This is a genomic window from Microbacterium sp. 22215, from assembly GCF_052045655.1.
Taxonomy (GTDB): domain Bacteria; phylum Actinomycetota; class Actinomycetes; order Actinomycetales; family Microbacteriaceae; genus Microbacterium; species Microbacterium phyllosphaerae.
Window position 1 is genome coordinate 580,802 of sequence record NZ_JBQEPC010000001.1, and the last position, 18,975, is coordinate 599,776.

An 18,975-nucleotide genomic window follows, 5' to 3' on the forward strand; every position below is an offset into this window, starting at 1 on the left:
TTCGATCGTTCGAGGTCAGTGCTTGCCGTCTCCGTCGAAGTCGGGTGCGCGGTCGAACACCTCGGGGTCGAGCGTGAGCTCTTCGGCCTCGGCGGCGTCGGTCTCACCCTCACCGGCGAGGGCTTCCTTCTTCGCCTTGTGACGCTCGGACAGGTAGTGCCAGAGCGTGACGAGCGCGGTACCGCCGACGGCGGCGAGCAGGATCAGGTCGATGTAGCTCTCGACGAAGTGCGCGACCGGAGGGATGAATCCGATCGCGTAGCCGAACATCGTGAGACCGAAGCCCCAGAGGATCGCGCCGATCAGGTTGTAGAGCGTGTAACGGCGCCACGGCATGTGGCCGACGCCGGCAGCGACCGGCGCGAACGTGCGGACGATCGGCACGAAGCGGGCGAGGATGACGGTGATGCCGCCGAAGCGCTCGAAGAACGCGTTGGTGCGCTCGACGTTCTTCTTGCTGAAGAGGCCCGATTCCTTGCGTTCGAAGACCGCGGGGCCTCCCTTGTGACCGATCAGGTATCCGACCTCGCCGCCGACGAATGCCGACAACCCGATGAGCAGGGCGACGATCCAGACGTTGATGCCGAAGACGCCGTGCTCCGAGCCGGCGAGCGGATGCGACAGCAGACCCGAGATCACGAGCAGCGTGTCGCCCGGCAGCAGGAAGCCGACAAGCAGGCCGGTCTCGGCGAAGACGATGAAGCACACGACGAGCAGCGCCCAGGGGCCGGCCGAGCCGATGATGGTGGCGGGGTCGAGCCAGGGGATGAGAGCGGCGTGATGCATGGATTTCCCGTCGTAGTGAGCTGTGCGGCGGTCAAGTCGTCGGCCGCACGGCATGCGACTGATCGGTGCGGAAGGTGGGACTTGAACCCACACGCCCTAGGGCACAGGAACCTAAATCCTGCGTGTCTGCCAATTTCACCACTCCCGCGCGGTGAAATCAGTCTACTGATCGGGGGATCGTGCGTTCCTGGGGATCCGCCCGCAGCCTCCGGCCGGCACTGTGGATAACTCCGGCGGCATATTCACGTTCCTTGCGAGGATGCTCGGGTGATCCACCCCTCCGTCCTCGTCGTCGAGCGTGTCCGCCAGAGACTCCGCGCCGAGGCGACGGATCCGTCGCTCGATCCGGCGGTGGCCCGCTCCGTCGCGCTCGCCGAGGTCCGTCGCTTCAATGACCTCGCACTCTCGCGTGGCGAGATCATGATCGACGACGAGGCCGCTTTCGTGCGAGACGTGCTCGCGTCGGTGACCGGCTTCGGAGCGCTGCAGCCACTGCTCGACGACCCCGAGATCGAGGAGATCTGGCTCAACGGTCCCGAGAGCATCCATGTCGCGCGCGGAGGAGTGTCGGAGCGCCTCGCCCTGCGGTTGAGTGACTCGCAGCTGCGCGACGTCGTCGAGAGGATGCTGCAGTCGACAGGGCGCAGGGTCGACATCAGCCAACCGTTCGTCGACGCATCGCTGCCGGACGGGTCACGACTGCACGTCGCCATCGCGGACGTGGTCCGAGGCGGGTGGTCGGTGAACATCCGCAAGTTCCTGCCACGGTACCGATCGCTCGACGCGCTGGTCGCACACGGTGCCCTCCCCGCCGAGCTGGCCGCGATCCTGCACCAAGCGATGCTCGACGGGCAGAGCATCGTCGTCTCGGGTGCGACCCACGCCGGAAAGACCACGTTCCTCGGTGCGCTCCTCGCCTCGTGCGCCGACCGGCAGCGCATCGTCACGGTCGAGGAGACGTTCGAGCTCGCCGTCGACGGCCCGGACATCGTGTCCTTGCAGGGTCGTCAGGCGAGCCTCGAGGGCACTGGAGAGATCACGCTTCGTCGTCTCGTGAAGGAGGCGCTCAGGATGCGTCCCGACCGCCTCGTCGTCGGTGAGGTCAGGGATGCGGAGGCGCTCGATCTCGTCCTCGCTCTCAACACCGGAGTCCCCGGCGCCGCGACGGTGCACGCCAGCTCGGCCGAGGAGGCCCTCGACAAGCTGACCCTCCTCCCGCTGCTGGCAGGACGGAACATCGACCGGGCCTTCGTCGCCCCGGCTCTCGCGAGAGCGGTCGACCTCGTGGTGCACTGCGTGCGCGATGACGACGGTACGAGGCGCGTGCACGAGGTGATCGCACCAAATGGCGAGGTCGCCGACGGGCGAATCGTCTGCCGAACCCTGTATGCGCATGGCGGCGATGCGAAGGTGTCTCGACGCGGAGACCTCCGGCGGATCGGGGACGCGCGGTGACGGTGCTGTTGGGAGCCGCGCTCGCCGCAGGGCTGCTGCTGTGCGTGTCGCCATGGCTGTGGCCGCCTCGCACTGAGGCGCAGCCCGCGACGCGACGAGGCCGGCTCGTCCGCGTGCTTGAAGAGGCAGGGTTCGGCGCGGTCCGTCCGCGGGTGCTCACGGTCGTCATGGGGATGCTCGCGCTCGCCGCGGCATCCGTCGTCTGGCTTGTCACAGCGATCCCCGCCCTCTCCGTTCTCGCCGGCGCGACCGCCGCCGTCTCGCCTGTCGTATTCCTGCGGTCGAGGCGCCAGCGACTTCGCAAGCGCCGTCGGCAGCTCTGGCCCGACGTCTGCGACCTCCTGATCGCGTCCATCCGCGTGGGCCTTTCATTGCCGGACGCCGTTGCGAGTCTTGCCGAGTCGTCGCCCGCGATGATGCGACCGGCATTCGTGGTGTTCGCCCGCGACCTGCGTGCGACGGGCCGATTCGAGACGAGCCTCGATCGGCTGAAGCTCGCGCTCGCCGACCCGATCGCCGATCGGGTCATCGAGACCCTGCGAATGGCGAGACAGGTCGGCGGCACCGAGCTCGGTGGCGTCCTGCGTGCGCTGTCCTCCTCCGTCAGACAGGATGCCGCGCTGAGAGGCGAGGTGGAGGCTCGCCAGTCGTGGATCCGGGGTGCGGCGGTTCTCGGCTCTGTGGCGCCATGGGTGATCCTCGGTCTGCTCGTGCTGCGGCCCGAAGGGGCTGCCGCATACGGGACGGCCGAGGGCATGATCGTCATCTGCCTCGGAGCGGCGGTCTCGGTGATCGCGTATCGCGTGATGATCCGCATCGGACGACTTCCGGAGCCCGGGCGGTGGTTCGGGTGAACCCGTTCACGACCGTGGCGATCGCCGTGCTCTGGGGCGGGGTGCTCTCGTCGGGGGTACTGTGCCTGCTCACGGCGCTCCCTCGGTGGTCGGCGATACCGCTCATGCTCAGGATCGCCCCCTACGTGCGCGACATCGTCGCTGACGAGGATCTGCCGCACGTCGCGCTTCCGCGGGCCGGCGTGCTCCCGGTCGGGGAGCGCACGCTGTGGCGCCGGTTGCTGGTGATGTTCGAGAGGCTTCTCGGTGCTGATGATGTGCTGCGCCGAAGACTCAGCCAGGCGGGACTCGGCCTGGACACCACAACGTTCCGAGCCCGTCAGCTCGGCTGGGTGATCGTCGGCGTCATGACCGGTGCGCTCACCGTCATCGTGCTCGCCGTCGTGGGTCGCATGAGCCCGCCGCTCGCGCTGCTCCCGACGCTCGCCGGTGCGGCCGCCGGAGTCGGCTACGAGGCTCGACTGGCCGTGCGTGTGGCAACGCGTCGCGGGCGGCTCACCGATGAGCTGCCCACGACGCTCGAGTTCCTCGCGCTCTGCCTGTCGGCCGGAGAAGGATTCCTCGATTCCGTCCGTCGTGTCGCGGCGGTCGGATCCGGCGAGCTCACCGTCGAGTTCCGACTCCTCGTCCTCGCGGTGGGAACAGGCGAGCCCCTCGCCGATGCGCTCGGGGAGATGACTCGGCGGCTGCAACTTCCCGGGTTGACGCGTGCTGTCGACCAGGTGGTCGCCGCCCTCGAGCACGGCGCTCCGCTGTCGGCGGTGCTGCACGCGCAGGCGGGCGATGCCCGGGAAGACGCCAAGCGCGTCCTGATCGAACAGGCGGGCCGCAAGGAGATCCTGATGCTCCTGCCACTCGTGTTCCTGATCCTTCCCCTGTCGGTTCTCTTCGCCATCTATCCCGGCCTCTTCATCCTGCGACTCGGCATCGGCTGAGCGCCCCACGAAAGGACGACATGAACACTCTTCGACAGCGACAGGCGCGTGAGATGCGCTCGGTGACCGGAAGCCTCGACGACGAGCGGGGAGATGTACCCGGCTGGGCTGTGGTCCCGTTCCACATAGGTCAGCACCAAGATCGCCTCTTTGAGGGTGCGAGCGTCTCTGCTACCGTGCAATCGAGCCCGCCCAAGGCGCATCTACCCGGTAAGGGTGCGCCCAACCCGCAGTCTGTCGAGGGTGGTCGCCCGTTCGAGTCGGGCCGGGTCCGGGAAGCGCACGGTACTGCGGGTACTGTCGGCGTTTCCGCCTTCAGTCGAGCTCGTGCGTGGCAAAGCCGTGCCGCCGGTCACGCTCGTGACCTCTTCGACGATGAGCGGGGAGATGTACCCGGCTGGGTGCTCGTCACGTTGATGACGGCGGGTCTCGTCGTGCTGATCTGGGCTGTGGCGGGTCCGGCGCTGAGCACCCTGTTCGAGCAGGCCATCCAGCGCGTGTCGGGCATCTGATGGAGCTCGCGTCCGGGCGCGACATGACGACGCCGCGCACGCCCTTCGACGAGCGAGGGTCGAGCCCGGTCGAATTCGTGCTCGTCGGAACGCTGCTCACACTGATGACGCTCGCCGTGCTGCAACTCGCCCTCGCGGTGTACGTCCGCAACGTGGTGCATGATGCGGCCGTCGACGGTGCCTACTACGCGGCTCTCGCGGACACGACCGTCGAACAGGGCGCCGCGCGTGCGAGAGAGAGCATCACTCGTGCCGTGGGGGAGGAGTACGCGAAGGACGTCTCGGTCGGGCACTCGACCTCGCTCGGGCAGCCGACCATCGATGTGCGCATCCGCACCACGCTGCCGGTGATCGGGCTTCTCGGCGTCCCGTTCGGGCTGGAGGTCGAGGCGCATGCTCCGGAGGAGTCGTTCGACGATGGATGACGAAGGGTCGGCGGCGCTCGAGTTCATCACCGTCGGGGTGGTGCTGCTCGTGCCGCTCGTGTACCTGATCATCGCGCTCGGAGCCATGCAGGAGCAGACGCTCGGCGCAGAGGCGGCAGCCCGTCAGACAGCCAGGGTGATCGCCCTCGCACCCGACGCGGACACCGCCGAACTGCGCGGTGAGCGCGTGCTCGCCGACGTCTCCGAGCAGTACGGCCTCGACCCCGATGCGGTCGAGGTGTCTGTGACCTGTCTGCCTGCGACCGCGGCATGCCCCGCAGCCGGGGCGACGATCACGGTCACCGTCGCAGCGAAGGTCGCGCTGCCGTTGATCCCGGCGATCTACGGGGCGGACGACGCCGCATCCATCCCCGTCGAAGGGACAGCCGTGCAGAAGGTCTCGCGGCTGTGGGGCTCGGGATGAGAGAGGCGGATGAGGGGAGCGTCCTGCTCCTCACGCTGGGGTACGGCCTCCTCGCTGTCGCGCTCATCTTCGTGAGCGTGTGCGCCACCGACCTGTACATCTCGCAGAAGCGCCTCGATGCGCTCGCCGACGCTGCAGCACTCGCCGGAGCAGACGGCTTCACCCTGGTGGTCGAGGGCGGGACCGCGCGTGCCGATCTCACCGACGAGGGCGTCAGAGCTCAGGCGCTCGCGCTGGTCGCCGATCTGCCGGGGGAGGCGAGCCTGGTGTCGGCCACAGCTCCGGACGGACTCTCGGCCCGGGTGACGGTCTCCGCAGACTGGCATCCGCCGCTGCTGTCGATCTTCGTCCCCGACGGCGTGCGGCTCGAGGCGACGGGCACCAGCCGTACGGCATTGCGATGAGCGATCGGCCCGTCAGCCGCTTCGCCGAGGTCGCGTGATGGGTCAGATCCTCAGTTGATCCCGCAGCCGTCGTACGCGACCGTCGAACCCCACGGGAACCTGATCGGGGAGCGCATCGATCGGCCACCAGCGCACGTCCTCGGACTCGTCGCTCACGATCAGGGCCGTGTCGTCCGTGACGACGATCGCGACGCCGATGTCGAGGTGCGAGGCGCAGCGGCCGAAGGCCGACGACAGCGCGTGGTGGTCGAGGTCGTACACGAGAGGTTCAGGAACGTCCGGCACGACGACCCCGGTCTCCTCCCGGAGCTCGCGCAGCGCGGCATCCGCGATCGATTCGTCACCGGATTCGAGGTGACCGCCGGGCTGCACCCAGAACTGCCCCTTGGTATGGAACACGAGCAGCGTGCGTGTGAGCGTCGGATCGAACACGAGAGCGGACGCCGTGGCGTGGTCGGGTCCGTCGTCGCGCGAGACCGGCCCGTCGTCATCGGGGAAGAATCGTGCGAAGTCGACCTTGCCGGCTCGCTCGCGTTCGGAAGACACCGCGGCGGCCAGAACCAGGCGACGTACGTCAGCGCCCAGCGTGCTCATGACGGCTCCTCCTTCGTGCGGGGAACGAATCGAGGGATCCAGCGGATGAACCCGCAGGCTCCGACGAGTCCGATCACGCCCATGGCAGCCGCCGCGATCGGCAGTGAGGCGATCGCGACGATTCCCGAGACCAGCAGGGGCGCAATGGCTCCTCCGGCATCCGTCAGGGTCCGCCATGAGCCGAGGAACGCGGCGGGTTCGGTCTTCGGGGCGACATCGGCACCCAGCGTCAGCAGGATGCCGCTCGAAAGACCGTTGCCCACTCCGAGCACTGCGGCGAACATGCCGAACCACAGCACGGCGGCGTCGAGGTCGTGGGTGAACGACATCGCGAGGAACGCCGCGCCCATCAGGACCATGGCCGGCATCGCCGCCCAGAGACGACCGAAGCGGTCCATCACCTGCCCGCTCGCGTAGAAGAGCGCGAAGTCGATCGCTCCCGAGATTCCGACGACGAGGGCGATCGTCGACGCATCGAGACCGAGCGAGAGGCCCCACAGCGGCAGCACGACCTGTCGGGCCGAACGCACCGCCGACAGCGACGCGGCGGCGAGACCCAGGCGACCGAGCACGGTGCGCTGCTGCCACATCGTTCGGAAGATGCCTGTGCGGCCGACGGTCGGGATCGAGCCGGTGACCGGTTCGCCGGAGTCCTCCGTGAGGGGAGCGGTGCGCAGCGGCGTGGTCGGCGGGATCGTCTTCTCGGGATCAGGGCCGAAGAGCACGAGCAGCACCATGACGACGAGGCAGCAGAGGAAGAACCAGATCGCGGCGGTCTCCGAACCGAAGAGCTGGAGGAGCCCCGCGGCGACGAACGGGCCGATGAAGATCCCGAGGCGAAAGCTGCCGCCCAGCAGCGAGAGCGCTCTGGCGCGGAACGCGATCGGCACCCTCGTCGTCATGAAGGCGTGGCGCGCGAGGCCGAACGCGGCGGCGCAGAAGCCGAGGAGGAAGACGGATGCCGCGAGCACACCGAGCGACGGAGCGACGACCATGCCGATGCCCGCGCCGATCGCGATCGCTCCGGCGATGACCATGGTGAAACGCTCGCCGATGCGCGACACGGCCCAGCCGGCCGGCAGATTGCCGCAGAGCTGACCGACCACCAGCGCGGAGGCGACCAGCGCAGCGAACGCCACATCGGCCCCCATGCGCGTGGCGATCACTGGGATGAGCGGGATGACCGCGCCCTCGCCGAGCGCGAAGAGCACGGTGGGGAGGTACACCATCGGCCCGAATCGTCTCAGGACCGTGGATGCGCTGCTCACTCGTTTCACGCTACTCCCGTTCGAACGCCGTACCCGCCCGCGCAGGCAGCACGTTAGGCTGGACGCGACATGCTCGAACTCGATCTCTCCGCCGACATCCAGGCCCTGCGACTCACCTACGGTGACATTCGCGAGGTCATCGACGTCGATACGCTCCGTTCCGACATCGCACGCCTCAGCGAGGAAGCCGGCGCGCCGGACCTCTGGGACGACACCGAACGCGCCCAGAAGGTGACCAGCGCGCTGAGCCACCGGCAGTCGGCGCTCGCGAGGGTCGAGGGCATCGGCTCGCGACTCGACGACCTCGAGGTCCTGGTCGGGCTCGCGAACGAGATGGGCGATGAGGAATCGGCCGTCGAGGCTCGCGTCGAGCTCAACGCGCTGACCGAGATCATCAACCAGCTCGAGGTCCAGACGCTGATGGACGGGGAGTACGACGAACGCTCGGCCATCATCACGATCCGCTCGGGTGCCGGTGGCGACGACGCCACCGACTTCGCCGAGATGCTCATGCGCATGTACCTGCGCTGGGCCGAGCGTCACAAGTACCCGGTCAAGGTTCTCGACACCTCGTACGCCGAGGGCGCCGGCATCAAGTCGGCGACGTTCGAGATCGATGCGCCGTATGCGTTCGGCACGGTGTCGGTCGAGGCCGGCACGCACCGCCTCGCGCGCATCAGCCCGTTCGGCTCTGCCGACAAGCGTCAGACCTCGTTCGCCGCGGTCGAGGTCATCCCGCTCATGGAGGAGGCGACCGAGGTCGACATCCCCGAGAGCGACATCCGCGTCGACGTGTTCCGTTCGTCCGGCCCCGGCGGCCAGTCGGTCAACACCACCGACTCCGCTGTGCGCCTCACGCACCTTCCGACCGGCATCGTCGTCTCGATGCAGAACGAGAAGTCGCAGATCCAGAACCGCGCCGCAGCCATGCGCGTGCTGCAGACCCGCCTCCTGCTTCTCCAGAAGGAGGAAGAGGCGGCGAAGAAGAAGGAACTCGCCGGCAACATCACGGCGAGCTGGGGCGACCAGATGCGCTCGTACTTCCTCTACGGACAGCAGCTCGTGAAGGACCTTCGCACGGGACACGAGTCGGGCAACCCGGCTGCCGTGTTCGACGGCGACCTCGACGGGTTCATCTCGGCGGGCATCCGCTGGCGCAAGCGCAAAGACGAGGACTGAGCGCGTCTCAGTGCAGGGCGCCTTCGAGCGTGCCCGTGATCTCTTCATAGCTGTACACGATGCACTGGGATCGCGCGGTCGTCGGTGCTGTTCTCTGACGTCTCGGTGGGCACGAACCAATAGTCGTCGAGCTCCGAGTCGGCGATATGACTCTTTCGGCGCTCACGACTGGGTCTTTCGTTCCCAGAAGCCGCACGCCCGCAGCGGCGGGACGAGGCCGGAGATGTCGAGGACGGAGCAGCGTCGTGTTCGCCGGCGCTGCTCCGTCCTCGAGATTCAGCCTGCGGACGGCGTGATCGAGATGCGAGCGACCTCCTGGAGCAGCTCATCGGTGAAGATGATCTCGTACGAGGCGCTCTGCGCGACGTCGAAGGTCATCTTGCCGCTGACCGTGTCGCCTGCCGCCAGCTCCTCCGAGGTGATGCCGTCGACGTAGTAATCGTAGGTGCCCTCGGCTCCGTCGGCGGTCTCGATGCCGAAGTAGAACGGGTTGACATAGCTCGTACCGGAAACGCCGGTGATCGAGACGTCGAGGACCACGTAGCCACCGTTGGTCGAATCGATGCCAGAGCCGTCGGACGTCGCCCAGGTGGCCGAGTTGATCGTGACCTCGGCCGTGCCCGACATCTGCTCGATGGTCACGGGGGAACCGAGCTCGCCCTCGATGACATCTGCGGGACCGGAGCCTCCGTCATCGGTACCGGGGTCGGTGCCGCTGTCGGAGTCGCTCGACGGCGGTGCGGTCGGAAGATCGCGCACGACCTGCGCGACCGTGGATGTCACGAACGCGATCGCCACCACGACGGCGAGGATGGTTCCGACGACCGACAGGATGAGGCCGGTGATGCCCGGCCACTTCTTGCCCTTGAGGAAGATCGAGATCAGCGAGACGATGAATCCGGCCGCGAGCAGGAACCAGCCGAAGCCGAACGTCAGCGGGATGCACGACAGGATGGTTCCCAGTGCGGCGAGACCGAGTCCGACGAGGCCGGCGATCGACAGCTTCGCGGGTGCGGTGGGACCGGCCGTCGCGTACGCCGGCGGGTATCCGGGCCCCGCTCCGTATGCCTGGCCGGCGGGAGCGTAGGCGCCGCCCGCATAGGCGGGAGCAGCGCCGGGATAGCCGGGCGCTGCGGGATACCCCTGCTGCGGTGCCTCGGCACCGGGGTAGGTCGGCGCCGAACCGGGGTAGGCGGGCGGTGCACTGTCATATCCGGGCGCTGCGTTCGCGTACGGCGGCACGTCGCCACCCAGCGGAGCCGCCGCCGGGGCGGTGGCACCCGGTGCGGTGAACTCGGAGGCGGAGAACTCCGGTGCGGTGTGCTCGGCAGCGGTGGCCTCCGCCGCCGGCTGCTCAGCGCCCGGGGTCGGGGAGTGCGTGTCGGACGCGGGCCATACGCTCGGGGTCTCGGGCGCAGTGACGTCGTCAGCGGGCGTCGACGGAGTCCCCGTCGCCGGCTCGCTCCACGAGGTCTCGACCGCGGCGACGGATCCGAGCGAGTCCGCGGTGGCGGCGGCTGCGGCATCGGACGCGTCGCCCGTGACGGGAGCATCGCCGCTGGAATCCGTGGGCGCCTCGCCGGCGGCATCCGATGATTCGCTGCCGTACGACTCAACGGTCGCGGCAGGTGCCTCGACATCGAGGGGCGTCTCAGGTGCGGCGGGTTCGGCGATCGGAGCGAAGTGCTCCGTCCACTGCGTGCCGTCCCACCAGCGCTGGCGCCCGGATCCGTCGTCGTACCAGCCTGCAGGCGTCGTCATGATTCCCCCTCGGAGTCGTCGTCCACGCGGATGACATGGATCGGCACCTCCATGTATAGCAGTGCGATACGACACGCAGGGGGCGAGCGGGGTGTCGCTCGCGGGCAGGAGGGAGCGCGCGCTTAGGCTCTAACAGCCATGATTCGCTTCGAGAACGTCACGAAACGCTATCGCGGGACCTCACGCCCCGCTCTGTCCGGGGTCGACTTCGAAGTCCAACGCGGGGAGTTCGTCTTCCTCGTCGGCGCCTCGGGGTCGGGCAAGTCATCGTGTCTGAGGCTCATCCTGCGCGAGGACGTACCGACGACGGGTCGGGTCGCGGTGCTCGGCCGCGACCTGCGGTCCCTCGCGAACCGCAAGGTCCCCTACTTCCGGCGCCACATCGGATCCGTGTTCCAGGACTTCCGTCTGCTGCCCTCGAAGACCGTCTACCAGAACGTCGCGTTCACCCTGCAGGTGACGGGATCGTCACGCGGTTTCATCCAGCAGGCCGTGCCTGAGGCACTGGCGCTGGTCGGCCTCGACGGCAAGCAGAAGCGGATGCCGCATGAGCTCTCGGGCGGTGAGCAGCAGCGTGTCGCGATCGCACGAGCGCTGGTCAACCGACCGCAGGTGCTGCTCGCCGACGAGCCCACCGGAAACCTCGACCCGGCGACGTCCGTCGACATCATGCAGCTCCTCGCACGGATCAACGCCGGCGGAACGACCGTGCTCATGGCCACGCACGAGGCGGCGTTCGTCGACCAGATGCAGCGCCGCGTGATCGAGCTCCGTGACGGCGAGATGGTCCGAGACGAGGTGCACGGCGGCTATGGCGACACCTCGAACATCCCGCGCCTCGTTCCCGAGGAGATCCGCGGAGCAGCAGCAGCCGCCGCGCTGACAGCGGTGCAGGAGGTGCAGCGCCAGACCGCCGACCTCTCGGTCGTCCGTGCCGCTCTCGCCGAGGAGCTCAGCGCGCAGCGGAAGGCCGCTGCGGCGTCGGCCGACGCGGTGCCCACCGCATCCGAGACGCCCGAGGCGCAGGCTGCGCCCGTCGAACCGACCGCAGTCGACGAGAAGCCCGCAGAGGTGCCGGCGGCTGTCGTTCCTCGCACGCATCCGATCGTTCTCCCCACCGTCGACGTCGCCGAACTCGGGGTGGCCGATCGTCTCGGCCTCTCGGACGACGGCGCAGAGGAAGTGGGGCCGACCTCATGAGAATCGGACTCATCATCACCGAGGCCCTCGGTGGCCTGCGACGCAACATCTCGATGGTCATCTCCGTCGTGCTCGTCACCTTCGTCTCGCTGACGTTCGTCGGGGCGGCGATTCTCATGCAGGCGCAGATCGGCACGATGCGCGGCTACTGGACCGAGCGGGCACAGGTCGCCGTGTACATGTGCTCCGACATCTCGGAGAAGGACACCTGCGTCGACGGCGGCGCCACGGAGGATCAGGTCGATGCCGTCCGCGCACAGCTCGACGGCGACGCGCTCGCTCCGCTCATCAGCGAGGTGAGCTTCGACTCGAAGGAAGACACCTACGCCAAGCTGGTCGAACAGCTCGGCGAGGACCAGGCGAGCGTCATCACCGCAGACCAGGCGTTCGAGGTGTTCTTCGTGACGATGAAGGACCCCGGTCAGTCCCAGGTGATCGCGGAGGCCTTCACCGGCGTCGCCGGCGTCGAGCAGGTCACGGACCAGCTGCAATACCTCGAGCCGTTGTTCTCCGCTCTGACGGTGGCGACGTACATCGCCGTCGGTATCGCCGTGCTGATGCTGATCGCCGCCATCCTGCTGATCGGCACGACCATCAGGCTGTCGGCATACGCGCGGCGCAAGGAGATCGGGATCATGCGCCTCGTCGGGGCCTCGAACCGCTTCATCCAGACCCCGTTCGTGCTCGAGGGCGTCTTCGCCGCGTTCCTCGGATCGGTGCTGGCCAGCGCGGCTGTCGTCGCCGGGGTGCACTTCGGCGTCGACGGATACCTCCGGGGACGAGTCCCGTTCATCACGACGTGGGTGTCGATGCAGGATGCCGCCATCGTCGTACCGGTGCTCATCGGCATCGGCGTCGTTCTGGCGGCGCTGTCCGCCGGATTCGCGATCCGTCGCTGGCTGCGGACCTGACCGCGTTGCCGGAGGCGTGCGTCGCCGGTATAGACTGACAGGCTGTCGTGTGCCCGCCATCGGGCTCTGGAACCACTGCACGACGCGGATCAGGAGAGAATCATGCCCAGGGAACGCGGGGAGAAGGTCATCGCGACCAATCGTCGCGCACGTCACGACTACAACATCGAGAAGTCGTACGAGGCGGGGATGGTGCTCACCGGCACCGAGGTGAAGTCGTTGCGTCAGGGGCGTGCGAACCTCAGCGACGGATACGCGTTCGTCAAGGGGAACGAGGTCTTCCTCGACTCCGTGCACATCCCCGAGTACTCGCAGGGGCACTGGACCAACCACTCGGCCAAGCGCATCCGCAAGCTGCTGCTCCACCGCGAGGAGATCGCGAAGCTGCAGCACGCGGTGTCGGCAGGCGGTTACACGCTGATCCCGCTCAAGCTCTACTTCTCCGACGGCCGTGCCAAGGTCGAGATCGCCCTCGCGAAGGGCAAGCGCGAATTCGACAAGCGTCAGACGCTGCGCGAGCGTCAGGACACTCGCGAGGCCGAGCGCGCGATGCGCCTGCGCAACCGCACCGGAGACTGATCAGAACGACGGTGTGAAGCCGAACACGCGTCCGAGGAACGCGAGCTCACGCTCGAGGGCATCGACGATCGTCTCGGCTGAGCGGAACCCGTGGCCCTCGCCCTGGTAGAGCACATACTCGTGATCGACGCCATTGGCCGCCAGCGCATCCCGGATGGCCTCGGATTGAGACGGCGGCACGACCCGGTCATCCGACCCCTGCATCAGCAGCACGGGGACCGCGATCCTGGCGGCGTGGGTCAGCGGCGAACGGTCGATGTACAGCGCCTCGGCTGCGGGCAGAGGCCCGACGAGTCCTTCGACGTAGTGCGCCTCGAAGTCGTGGGAGTGCTCGGCGAGCATCCGCAGATCCGCGACGGCGTAGCGACTGATGCCGGCGGCGAACACTCCTCCGCGCATCAGAGCGGACAGCACGGTCCATCCGCCGGCCGAACCACCGCGGATGGCGATCCGTGCGGGATCCGCCAGGCCCGCGTCGGCGAGCTCCCGGGCCGCGGCGATCACATCGTCGACGTCGACCACTCCCCATCGTCCGTCGAGACGCTCTCGGTAGGCGCGCCCGTATCCTGTCGAACCGCCGTAGTTCACGTCGAGCACGCCGATGCCGCGGCTCGTGTAGAACGCGATCGCCGCAGAGGAAGCCCCGGTCACGTGAGCGGTCGGCCCGCCGTGCACGAGCACGATGTAGGGCGGGAGCTCGTCGCCGGATGCCGAGGCCTGGGGGTTGCTCGGAGGGTAGACGAACGCGTGCACGTTCCCGTGGGCACCGTCGATCAGCAGCTCGGACGCGCGCGGCATCCATTCGGGGTCGACGGGCGAGGCTCCTGCGACCACCTGCGCCGAACCGGACTCGACGTCGACGCACCAGACTCCCGGTGACGTGGTCGAGCTGTTGCCCGTGAGCAGCACACGCGACCCCGATACGGCGTCGACGCTCACGTGCCCGTCCGCGGGGATGTCGAGTCGGCGCGCCCCGCCGTCGCGATCGATCACGACGACCTCGTCGCGACCGTTCGTGCGGACAGCGACGACGCGCCCGTCGGCGAGTGGGCGGTACCAGCGGTTGCCCAGCACCCACAGCCCGTAGCCGGTGTCCGCATCGACGTCGACATCGTCGACCGGCGCCGCTGCGCCGTCGAGGCGGAGGTGATCCAGTCGCTGGTGATGCAGCGCCCATCGTCCCTCAGGGTCGTCGGAGAACAGCAGCTCCTCGTCGTCGATCCACTCGGGCTGCAGAGCGGCCCTCGTCGGCACCTCGGTGCGGGCGGAGCCGTCGGAGATCACGAGGGTTGCGTGCTGCCACGGCATCCGATCGCCCGTCCACTCGACCCAGGCCACGCGCGACCCGTCGGGTGAGAGCGACGGATGCGCGACGAACGCCGTGCCCTCGGTGATGACTCGCACCCGGTCGGGGTCATCGGCGGCAGAACCGTCCAGAGGGATCTCGACGATGCCACGACGGTGGGGAATCGACGTGAGGTCCTCTCGGACGGCGAACAGTCGGCCCTGCTGCAGCCGCAGACCGCCGTGGGCAGGGCCGGGCGGAGTGAGCGGCACCGGTGAAGCGCCAGGGGTCAGTCGCTGCACACGCTGGTCCTGTGCGTCGACGAAGTACAGGGTGCCGTCGGCTTCCGTCGTCCAGGCCCCGCCGCCGTACTCATGGACGCGCGATCGCGCACTCCACGGCGCCGGGAGGATCTCGGCGCCGCTCGAGCTGCGCACCGTGAATCGCCCGCCGTCGGCCGGCACCGACTCACCCCACCAGATGTCGTCGCCGACGAACGCCGCACCGTCTATGCGGGGTGAGGCGGCTGCAGTGCGTGCAGGCGAGAACGGGGAGGGCCAGGAACCGAACGGCGAGGACATGCTTCGAGCCTATGGGCGAGGCCGTCGTCGCGGGTTCGACGGGATCAGACCGCGCGCAGCACCGCGACGATCTTGCCGAGGATCACGGCTTCGTCGCCGAGGATGGGCTCGAACGCCGAGTTGCGCGGCAGCAGCCACGTGTGGCCGTCGCGACGGCGGAGCACCTTGACCGTGGCCTCGCCGTCGAGCATCGCCGCGACGATCTCGCCGTTCTCGGCGCTGTTCTGCGAGCGCACCACGACCCAGTCGCCGTCGCAGATGGCCGCGTCGATCATCGACTCGCCCGAGACGTTGAGCATGAAGAGGTCGCCCTTGCCCACGAGCTGACGGGGGAGGGGGAAGATCTCCTCGACCTGCTGGTCGGCGGTGATCGGCACGCCGGCGGCGATGCGGCCGACGAGCGGCACGAGTGCCGCGTCTCCGACCGGGGTCGCGACATCAGCCGGATTCTCACCGCTCGAACCCGGGAGGTCGATCAGAACCTCCATGGCGCGCGTCTTGCCCGGATCGCGACGCAGGTAGCCGCTGAGCTCGAGCTGTCCGAGCTGGTGGGTGACGCTCGACAGCGACTTGAGTCCGACGGCATCGCCGATCTCGCGCATGCTCGGCGGGTAGCCGTACCGGCTGATCGATGTCTGGATGACCTCGAGGATCGCCATCTGCTTGGGGCTCAGGCTTTTCCGGCGACGAGTGCGCGGGACGTCTGCCTCGGGGGCGGAGTTGTCGCTCATGGTGCTCCTCAGGTGTGCGATCCGGCGTCTCAGTTCGAATGTCGGAGGCCCGTGGTGGGGTGTTCGTATCGAAACCGTATCCGAGAAACGGCCAGATGTGGAAGATCTGTTCGAGCGTGTCGACCGATTCTCGGGTCATTGTTTCGAAAAATGCTTGACAGATATTCGAATTCGAAGATAACTTCGGAACGTAGCTTCGTATCCACGGTTCCCGGCCGAGGCGCGGATGCGAACGCTACGCCAACTTCACCGCTCACGCGGTAGATGCAGAGGAGCACGACATGAGCACCATCACCTTCAGCAGCGCAGCAGTCCTCCCGGCTCGTCCGGCGACGAAGCTCCGGCTGACGGCGCGTGGACGCCGGGTCGTGCTTGCGGTGGCCGCCGTTCCGCTCGCTGCAGGCATCGCGTTCGCCGCGCTCAGTGGCGGCAGCGCGATGGCTTCCGGCGAGCAGAGCTCGACCACCACGTTCGCGACCGTCACCGTGATGCCGGGCGACACCCTGTGGTCGATCGCCGAGGAGATCGCACCGGGAGCGGATCCCCGCGAGGTCATCGGTGACATCACACGGCTCAACCTGCTCCGCGGCGGAAGCCTGCAGATCGGCCAGGAGCTCGCGATCCCCACGCAGTACTCGGAGTGAGCGGGCATCGGCGCCCCGAGTGACCGGGGTGCAGCGCAGGGTCGGCTTCATTCTCCGTCACCACGCGCGTCGGTGAGCCGCATGCGGCCTACCATGGGAAGGGTGACTTCATCACTCTCCGATCTCCCGCTTCGCGACGACCTTCGAGGGCTGACGCCGTACGGCGCTCCGCAGGCGCCACTGCCGATCGCTCTCAACGTCAACGAGAACACGCATCCCGTTCCGGATGCCGTCGCCAGCGACATCCTCGACGACATCGCCGTGGCGCTTCGCGACGTCAACCGCTACCCCGACCGCGAGTTCACGACCCTGCGTGAGGGCTTCGCCGAGTATCTCGGACACGGTCTCGAGGCGGACCAGATCTGGGCGGGGAACGGATCGAACGAGGTCCTCCAGCACATCCTCCAGGCGTTCGGTGGACCGGGACGCACGGCATTCAGCTTCGCCCCGACCTATTCGATGTATCCCCTCATCTCGCAGGGGACCGGTGCCCGGTGGATCGCAGGCACCCGGCAGCCGGACTACACGATCACGCCCGATGAGGCCGTGGCGCAGGTCGAGGAGCACGATCCCGACGTCATCCTGCTGTGCTCGCCGAACAATCCCACCGGCACGCCGCTCGGGCTCGACGTCGTCGAGGCGGTCTACGAGGCGTCGCGGGGCGTCGTCGTCGTGGACGAGGCGTATCAGGAGTTCGCGCCGCGCGACGCGGCGTCCGCGCTCACGCTTCTCGAGGGGCGGCCTCGTCTCGCGGTGTCTCGCACCATGAGCAAGGCTTTCGCCTTCGCGGGTGCGCGTGTCGGATATCTCGCTGCCGACTCTGCCTTCATCGATGCTCTCCGGCTCGTGCGCCTGCCGTATCACCTGAGCGCGCTCACGCAGGCCGCGGCCGTCGCGGCGCTGCGCAACTCCGACGTGATGCTGGGGATGGTCGACGAGATCGTCGAGCAGCGCGATCGCATCTCGGCGACCCTCGAGGCTCTCGGCTACACCCCGCACGAGTCCTGGTCGAACTTCGTGCTGTTCGGTGGGGTCGCAGACCCCAAGAAGGTGTGGCAGCAGCTGTACGACCGGGGAGTGCTCGTCCGCGACGTCGGGATCCCGGGGCACCTCCGCGTCACAGCGGGCACCGAGGCGGAGACCACGGCGTTCCTCGACGCCCTCGCGTCGATAGGATCGGCTTCATGAGCACCACCGCCCAGACCCCGCGCACCGCCACGCGTGTGCGCAGCACGTCGGAGTCCACCGTCGAGCTCGAACTGAACCTCGACGGAACCGGCGCGAGCCGCATCGACACGTCGGTGCCGTTCTTCGATCACATGCTGACGGCTTTCGCGAAGCACTCGCTGACCGATCTCACGGTTCGCGCTTCCGGTGACACCCAGATCGACGCCCACCACACGGTCGAAGACATCTCGATCGTGCTCGGGCAGGCCATCCGCGAAGCCCTCGGCGACAAGTCCGGCATCTCGCGTTATGGCGACGCGCTCGTGCCGCTCGACGAGGCGCTCGCTCAGGCCGTCGTCGACATCTCGGGTCGTCCGTATCTCGTGCACACGGGGGAGCCCGCGGGCTTCGAGCACCACCTGATCGGCGGACACTTCACCGGGTCGCTGGTGCGTCACTCGTTCGAGGCCATCACTTTCAACGCGGGGCTCACCGTGCACGTCCGCGTGCTCGGCGGTCGTGACCCGCACCACATCGCCGAGGCGGAGTACAAGGCGTTCGCCCGCGCATTCCGCCAGGCCAAGGCGCTCGATCCGCTCGTCGACGGCATCCCGTCGACCAAGGGTGCGCTGTGAGCGCAGCTCCTCGGGTCGCTGTCTTCGACTACGACTCCGGCAACGTGCACTCCGCGGTGAAGGCTCTCGTGGCGGCGGGAGCCGATGCGGTGCTCACGCGGGACCGCAAGGAGGCGCTCGAGGCCGACGGTCTCGTCGTGCCCGGCGTGGGAGCCTTCCAGGCCGTGCGCGACGCCTTGAAAGCCCACGGAGGCGATGAGATCATCGACCGCCGCCTGGCCGGTGGGCGACCCGTCCTCGGCATCTGCGTCGGCATGCAGGTGCTCTTCGCCCACGGCGTCGAGCGCGGGCACGATACCGAGGGCCTCGGCGAGTGGCCGGGTGCCGTCACCGAGCTCAACGCGCCCGTGCTGCCGCACATGGGCTGGAACACGGTCGAGCCCGGTGCCGATTCGGTGCTCTTCAGGGGAATCGAGAACGAGCGCTTCTATTTCGTGCACTCGTATGCTGCGCAGTCGTGGGAGCTCGACGTCATCCCGCCGTTCCCGCAGCCGGTGCTGACCTGGACGACGTACGGCGATCCGTTCCTCGCCGCGGTCGAGAACGGCCCGCTCTCAGCGACTCAGTTCCACCCTGAGAAGTCGGGCGAGGCCGGCATCCGACTCCTGCGCAACTGGGTCGACAGCCTGCGAGGGTGATCCCCGC

The 18,975-nt window shown here is 68.2% G+C and carries 20 protein-coding genes and 1 tRNA gene; 14 read left to right on the forward strand and 7 right to left on the reverse strand.

Going from position 1 to position 18,975, the window contains the following annotated elements; genetic code table 11:
* Positions 1–15: 15 nt before the first annotated feature.
* Positions 16–786: a DedA family protein gene (locus ACTJKH_RS02960; protein ID WP_259161872.1), complete on the reverse strand. Its 771-nt coding sequence runs from the start codon at positions 784–786 to the stop codon at positions 16–18.
* A gap of 66 nt (positions 787–852) precedes the next feature.
* Positions 853–934, reverse strand: a tRNA-Leu gene (locus ACTJKH_RS02965).
* 119 nt (positions 935–1,053) lie between these two features.
* Between ACTJKH_RS02965 and ACTJKH_RS02970 the strand changes: the two genes are divergently transcribed.
* The 6 genes from ACTJKH_RS02970 to ACTJKH_RS02995 all read left to right on the forward strand — a co-directional run bounded on the left by ACTJKH_RS02970 (position 1,054) and on the right by ACTJKH_RS02995 (position 5,795).
* On the forward strand, positions 1,054–2,241 hold the full coding sequence (locus tag ACTJKH_RS02970) for a CpaF family protein (protein ID WP_440735687.1): 1,188 nt from the start codon (positions 1,054–1,056) through the stop codon (positions 2,239–2,241).
* Entirely contained in the window at positions 2,238–3,095 is an 858-nt protein-coding gene (locus tag ACTJKH_RS02975) for a type II secretion system F family protein (protein WP_440735688.1), read from the forward strand. The genes ACTJKH_RS02970 and ACTJKH_RS02975 overlap by 4 nt, the downstream gene beginning before the upstream one ends.
* Positions 3,092–4,030: a type II secretion system F family protein gene (locus ACTJKH_RS02980; protein ID WP_440735689.1), complete on the forward strand. Its 939-nt coding sequence runs from the start codon at positions 3,092–3,094 to the stop codon at positions 4,028–4,030. Before ACTJKH_RS02975 ends, ACTJKH_RS02980 begins: the two co-directional genes overlap by 4 nt.
* A gap of 511 nt (positions 4,031–4,541) precedes the next feature.
* A complete protein-coding gene (locus tag ACTJKH_RS02985; RefSeq protein ID WP_440735690.1) occupies positions 4,542–4,967 on the forward strand; it encodes a TadE/TadG family type IV pilus assembly protein in 426 nt (141 codons plus the stop codon).
* Entirely contained in the window at positions 4,960–5,391 is a 432-nt protein-coding gene (locus ACTJKH_RS02990) for a TadE family protein (RefSeq protein ID WP_440735691.1), read from the forward strand. Before ACTJKH_RS02985 ends, ACTJKH_RS02990 begins: the two co-directional genes overlap by 8 nt.
* A complete protein-coding gene (locus ACTJKH_RS02995) occupies positions 5,388–5,795 on the forward strand; it encodes a hypothetical protein (RefSeq protein WP_440735692.1) in 408 nt (135 codons plus the stop codon). Before ACTJKH_RS02990 ends, ACTJKH_RS02995 begins: the two co-directional genes overlap by 4 nt.
* Before the next feature lie 42 nt (positions 5,796–5,837).
* Here the strand turns inward: ACTJKH_RS02995 and ACTJKH_RS03000 are convergent, their stop codons facing one another.
* Together ACTJKH_RS03000 and ACTJKH_RS03005 are read right to left on the reverse strand one after the other, a co-directional pair.
* Positions 5,838–6,389, reverse strand: coding sequence for an NUDIX hydrolase (locus tag ACTJKH_RS03000; RefSeq protein ID WP_440735693.1), 552 nt, complete (start codon positions 6,387–6,389; stop codon positions 5,838–5,840).
* Positions 6,386–7,618, reverse strand: coding sequence for an MFS transporter (locus ACTJKH_RS03005; RefSeq protein WP_440735747.1), 1,233 nt, complete (start codon positions 7,616–7,618; stop codon positions 6,386–6,388). The genes ACTJKH_RS03000 and ACTJKH_RS03005 overlap by 4 nt, the downstream gene beginning before the upstream one ends.
* A gap of 108 nt (positions 7,619–7,726) precedes the next feature.
* Between ACTJKH_RS03005 and prfB the strand changes: the two genes are divergently transcribed.
* Positions 7,727–8,836 (forward strand): peptide chain release factor 2, encoded by a 1,110-nt coding sequence (gene prfB / locus ACTJKH_RS03010; protein WP_210098419.1) that lies wholly within the window; start codon positions 7,727–7,729, stop codon positions 8,834–8,836.
* Positions 8,837–9,112: 276 nt separating this feature from the next.
* On the opposite strand, the gene ACTJKH_RS03015 is transcribed toward prfB, so the two are convergent.
* The gene (locus tag ACTJKH_RS03015) at positions 9,113–10,597 is read right to left on the reverse strand and encodes a DUF2510 domain-containing protein (protein WP_440735694.1); all 1,485 of its coding nucleotides are present in this window, start codon (positions 10,595–10,597) and stop codon (positions 9,113–9,115) included.
* A 138-nt stretch (positions 10,598–10,735) separates the two neighbouring features.
* Between ACTJKH_RS03015 and ftsE the strand changes: the two genes are divergently transcribed.
* The 3 genes from ftsE to smpB all read left to right on the forward strand — a co-directional run bounded on the left by ftsE (position 10,736) and on the right by smpB (position 13,287).
* On the forward strand, positions 10,736–11,797 hold the full coding sequence (gene ftsE / locus ACTJKH_RS03020) for a cell division ATP-binding protein FtsE (protein WP_440735695.1): 1,062 nt from the start codon (positions 10,736–10,738) through the stop codon (positions 11,795–11,797).
* Positions 11,794–12,708 (forward strand): permease-like cell division protein FtsX, encoded by a 915-nt coding sequence (ftsX, locus tag ACTJKH_RS03025; RefSeq protein WP_440735696.1) that lies wholly within the window; start codon positions 11,794–11,796, stop codon positions 12,706–12,708. The genes ftsE and ftsX overlap by 4 nt, the downstream gene beginning before the upstream one ends.
* A 102-nt stretch (positions 12,709–12,810) precedes the next feature.
* A complete protein-coding gene (gene smpB / locus ACTJKH_RS03030; protein WP_056312202.1) occupies positions 12,811–13,287 on the forward strand; it encodes an SsrA-binding protein SmpB in 477 nt (158 codons plus the stop codon).
* Here smpB and ACTJKH_RS03035 read toward each other — a convergent pair whose 3' ends face one another.
* Both ACTJKH_RS03035 and lexA read right to left on the reverse strand, forming a co-directional pair.
* Positions 13,288–15,153 carry a S9 family peptidase gene (locus ACTJKH_RS03035; protein ID WP_440735697.1) on the reverse strand — a complete coding sequence of 622 codons (1,866 nt, stop codon included), beginning with the start codon at positions 15,151–15,153 and terminating at the stop codon, positions 13,288–13,290. It abuts the gene before it with no gap.
* Positions 15,154–15,197: 44 nt separating this feature from the next.
* Complete coding sequence (gene lexA, locus ACTJKH_RS03040) at positions 15,198–15,884, reverse strand: transcriptional repressor LexA (protein ID WP_210098414.1); 687 nt, start codon at positions 15,882–15,884, stop codon at positions 15,198–15,200.
* Between the two features lie 281 nt (positions 15,885–16,165).
* Here lexA and ACTJKH_RS03045 point away from each other — a divergent pair, with 281 nt between their 5' ends.
* From ACTJKH_RS03045 to hisH, 4 genes are all read left to right on the forward strand, one after another.
* Positions 16,166–16,528 (forward strand): LysM peptidoglycan-binding domain-containing protein, encoded by a 363-nt coding sequence (locus ACTJKH_RS03045; protein WP_440735698.1) that lies wholly within the window; start codon positions 16,166–16,168, stop codon positions 16,526–16,528.
* A 93-nt stretch (positions 16,529–16,621) separates the two neighbouring features.
* Positions 16,622–17,716, forward strand: coding sequence for a histidinol-phosphate transaminase (locus tag ACTJKH_RS03050; protein ID WP_440735699.1), 1,095 nt, complete (start codon positions 16,622–16,624; stop codon positions 17,714–17,716).
* Complete coding sequence (hisB, locus tag ACTJKH_RS03055) at positions 17,713–18,330, forward strand: imidazoleglycerol-phosphate dehydratase HisB (RefSeq protein ID WP_440735700.1); 618 nt, start codon at positions 17,713–17,715, stop codon at positions 18,328–18,330. Before ACTJKH_RS03050 ends, hisB begins: the two co-directional genes overlap by 4 nt.
* Complete coding sequence (gene hisH / locus ACTJKH_RS03060; protein WP_440735701.1) at positions 18,327–18,968, forward strand: imidazole glycerol phosphate synthase subunit HisH; 642 nt, start codon at positions 18,327–18,329, stop codon at positions 18,966–18,968. The genes hisB and hisH overlap by 4 nt, the downstream gene beginning before the upstream one ends.
* Positions 18,969–18,975 lie beyond the last annotated feature (7 nt).